Genomic DNA, 2996 nt, shown 5'->3' with positions numbered 1-2996 from the left:
CCCGGTCGCGGTTTCCGCCGACGCCGCACCGGCACGCGCCGCCGCCGCGCACACGATGCGCGCGACGTGGCGCGCGCATGCGCCGCTGTGGCTGATGTGCGCGCCCGCGTTCGCGCTGTTTGCCGCGCTCGTGCTCGTGCCGCTCGCGATGACGTTCATGCTGACGTTCTACCGCTTCGATCCGGCCACCGGCCCGATCGCCGCGTTCCAGTTCGGCAACTACGCGGAAGTGCTCGGCTCGTCGTACTTCCACACGATCTTCGCGCGCACGTTCGGCATCGCCGCGCTGACCACCGCGATCTGCGTCGCGATCGGCACGCCGGAGGCGTACGTGCTGTCGAAAATGCGCGACCCGTGGCGCTCGCTGTTCCTGCTCGCGATCCTCGCGCCGCTGCTGGTGTCGGTCGTCGTGCGCGCGTTCGGCTGGAGCATGTTGCTGAACACGAGCGGGCTCGTGAACCAGGCGCTCGGGCTCGTCGGCCTCGGGCCGTACAAGCTCGAATACACGACCTTCGCGATCGTGATCGCGCTGGTGCACGTGATGCTGCCGTTCATGGTGATCCCGGTGTGGACCGCGCTGCAGCGGCTCGATCCGCAGACCGAGCATGCGGCGCTGTCGCTCGGCGCATCGCCGTTCACGACGCTGCGCCGCATCGTGCTGCCGCAGCTGATGCCGGGCGTGCTGTCGGGCAGCCTGATGGTGTTCGGGCTGTCGGCGAGCGCGTTCGCGATTCCGGGCCTGCTCGGCGGACGCCGGCTGAAGGTCGCGGCCACGGCCGTCTACGACGAATTCCTCGGCTCGCTGAACTGGCCGCTCGGCGCGACGATCGCCGTGCTGCTGCTGATCGCGAACCTCGTCGTGATGCTCACTTACTACCGCGTGCTCGAACGCCGCTACGCGCGCAGCCTCGGAGGCGCATCGCGATGAGAAAGAACGGCCCCTTTGCCCTCGCCTTCCACACGCTCGTGATCCTGTTCGTGCTCGCGCCGCTCGTGATCGTCGTGCTCGTCGCGTTCACGCCCGACGAAACGCTGACACTGCCGACACACGGGTTGTCGCTGCGCTGGTTCCGCGCGATCCTTGACTATCCCGACTTCGTCACCGCGTTCTTCAACAGCGTGAAGCTCGCGTTCGCGTCGGCGACGCTGTCGCTCGCGATCGCACTGCCGGCGGGCCTCGCCATCGGCCGCGCGACGTTTCCCGGCCGCGCGTTCCTGAACGGGCTGCTGCTGTCGCCGCTCGTGATTCCCGGCCTCGTGCTCGGCATCGCGCTGCTGCGCTTCTTCGCGCTGATCGGCGCGACCGGCTCGTTCGCATGGCTCGTGCTCGCACACATGGTCGTCATCACGCCGTTCGTGATGCGGCTCGTGCTCGCATCCGTCGCGGGCCTCGACCGCAGCATCGAGCAAGCCGCGTGCTCGCTCGGCGCGGACCCGTGGACGACCTTCCGCCGCATCACGCTGCCGATGATCGTGCCCGGCATCACCGGCGGCTGGCTGCTCGCGTTCATCAACAGCTTCGACGAACTGACGATGTCGATCTTCGTCACGTCGCCGCAGACGGTCACGCTGCCGGTGCGCATGTACATGTATGCGACCGAGTCGATCGACCCGATGATGGCGTCGGTGTCGGCGCTCGTCATCTTCATCACCGCCGGCGCGATGCTGCTGCTCGATCGCGTGTACGGCCTGAACCGCATCCTGATCGGCCAACACTGATGACGACTTCCGTTTCCCGTTCCACCGGCATCCCGGACGACGGCGCGCAGTTCGTGCGCGTCGCCGAACGCGAACGTGCCGCCGTCGCGTTCACGCTGGACGGCCGCCCCGCGCTCGCGCTCACCGGCGACACCGTGCTCACCGCGATCCTCGTTGCGCAGCGCCGCGTGCGCGTGAGCGAATTCAGCGGCCAGCCGCGCGCGGGCTTCTGCCTGATCGGCGCGTGCCAGGACTGCTGGGTGCGCACCGAAACCGGTGCGCGCGTGCGCGCATGCTCGACGCCGATCGCCGAAGGCATGCGGATTCTCACGTCCGCCCGGCCGGCCGCGACCGGAGACGCATCGTGATCGCCGCACTGCAACCGGTGATCGTCGGCGCGGGGCCGGCCGGCGTACGTGCGGCCGAAGCGCTGGTCGACGCGGGGCTGCGCCCGGTCGTGATCGACGAGAACGCGCGCTGGGGCGGACAGATCTACCGGCAGCCGCCGGCCGACGGCGCCTTCGCGCGCGGCAAGCGCACGCTGTACGGCTTCGAGGCCGCGAAGGCCGACGCCGTGCACCGGACGATGGCCGCGCTGCTGCCGCATGTCGACTACCGGCCGAATACGCTTGCCTGGTCATGCGGTGCGGGCCGCGTCGACACGCTGCAGGATGGCCGCGAAGTGACGGTGCCCTACTCGCACCTGATCATTGCGAGCGGCGCGACCGACCGCCTGTTGCCCGTGCCGGGCTGGACGCTCGCGGGCGTCTACACGCTCGGCGGCGCGCAAGTGGCGCTGAAGGCGCAGGGCTGCGCGATCGGCCGGCGCATCGTGTTCGCGGGCACGGGCCCGCTGCTTTACCTCGTCGCTTACCAGTATGCGAAGGCCGGCGCGCAGGTCGCGGCCGTGCTCGACACGAGCCCGCTGCGCCGCCAGGCCGCTGCCGCGCCCGCGCTGCTGCGCATGCCGTCGACCTTCGCGAAGGGGCTCTATTACATCGGCTGGCTGCGCGCGCACGGCGTCGCGATCGAAACGGGCGTCACGCTCGAGCACGTGCTCGGCGACCCGCACGTAACGGGAATCGCATGGCGCGCCGCCGGTGACGGCGCACCGCCGCGCCTGCTCGACTGCGACGCGCTCGGTCTCGGCTTCGGCCTGCGCTCCGAAACGCAGCTCGCCGATCTCGCCGGCTGCCGGTTCGGGTTCGACCCGCTCAACCGCGCATGGCTGCCCGAGCGCGACGCGGCCGGCCGTACGTCGGTGCGCGGCCTCTACGTCGCCGGCGACGGCGCGGGCA

Annotated in this window: 4 protein-coding genes; all 4 read left to right on the top strand. The window is 70.4% G+C overall.

Annotated elements, in window-relative coordinates:
- A partial coding sequence (locus tag DPV74_RS40420) for an ABC transporter permease (protein ID WP_374709021.1) occupies positions 1-928 on the top strand: 928 nt, incomplete at its 5' end.
- Complete coding sequence (locus tag DPV74_RS40415; protein ID WP_027790848.1) at positions 925-1719, top strand: ABC transporter permease; 795 nt, start codon at positions 925-927, stop codon at positions 1717-1719. The genes DPV74_RS40420 and DPV74_RS40415, both read left to right, overlap by 4 nt.
- Positions 1719-2066, top strand: coding sequence for a (2Fe-2S)-binding protein (locus DPV74_RS40410; protein WP_119339217.1), 348 nt, complete (start codon positions 1719-1721; stop codon positions 2064-2066). The genes DPV74_RS40415 and DPV74_RS40410 overlap by 1 nt, the downstream gene beginning before the upstream one ends.
- On the top strand, positions 2063-2996 hold a 934-nt coding region (locus DPV74_RS40405), incomplete at its 3' end, for an FAD/NAD(P)-binding oxidoreductase (protein WP_162923304.1). The genes DPV74_RS40410 and DPV74_RS40405, both read left to right, overlap by 4 nt.

It is taken from the genome of Burkholderia sp. HAN2018, from assembly GCF_024704855.1.
Lineage (GTDB): Bacteria > Pseudomonadota > Gammaproteobacteria > Burkholderiales > Burkholderiaceae > Burkholderia > Burkholderia cepacia.
This window is presented reverse-complemented; position numbering and strand designations above follow the sequence as displayed.

Bases quoted from the DNA above. Each gene is read 5' to 3' on its own strand.
- DPV74_RS40415 (WP_027790848.1), top strand. From the start codon at position 925: ATGAGAAAGAACGGCCCCTTTGCCCTCGCCTTCCACACGCTCGTGATC.
- DPV74_RS40410 (WP_119339217.1), top strand. From the start codon at position 1,719: ATGACGACTTCCGTTTCCCGTTCCACCGGCATCCCGGACGACGGCGCG.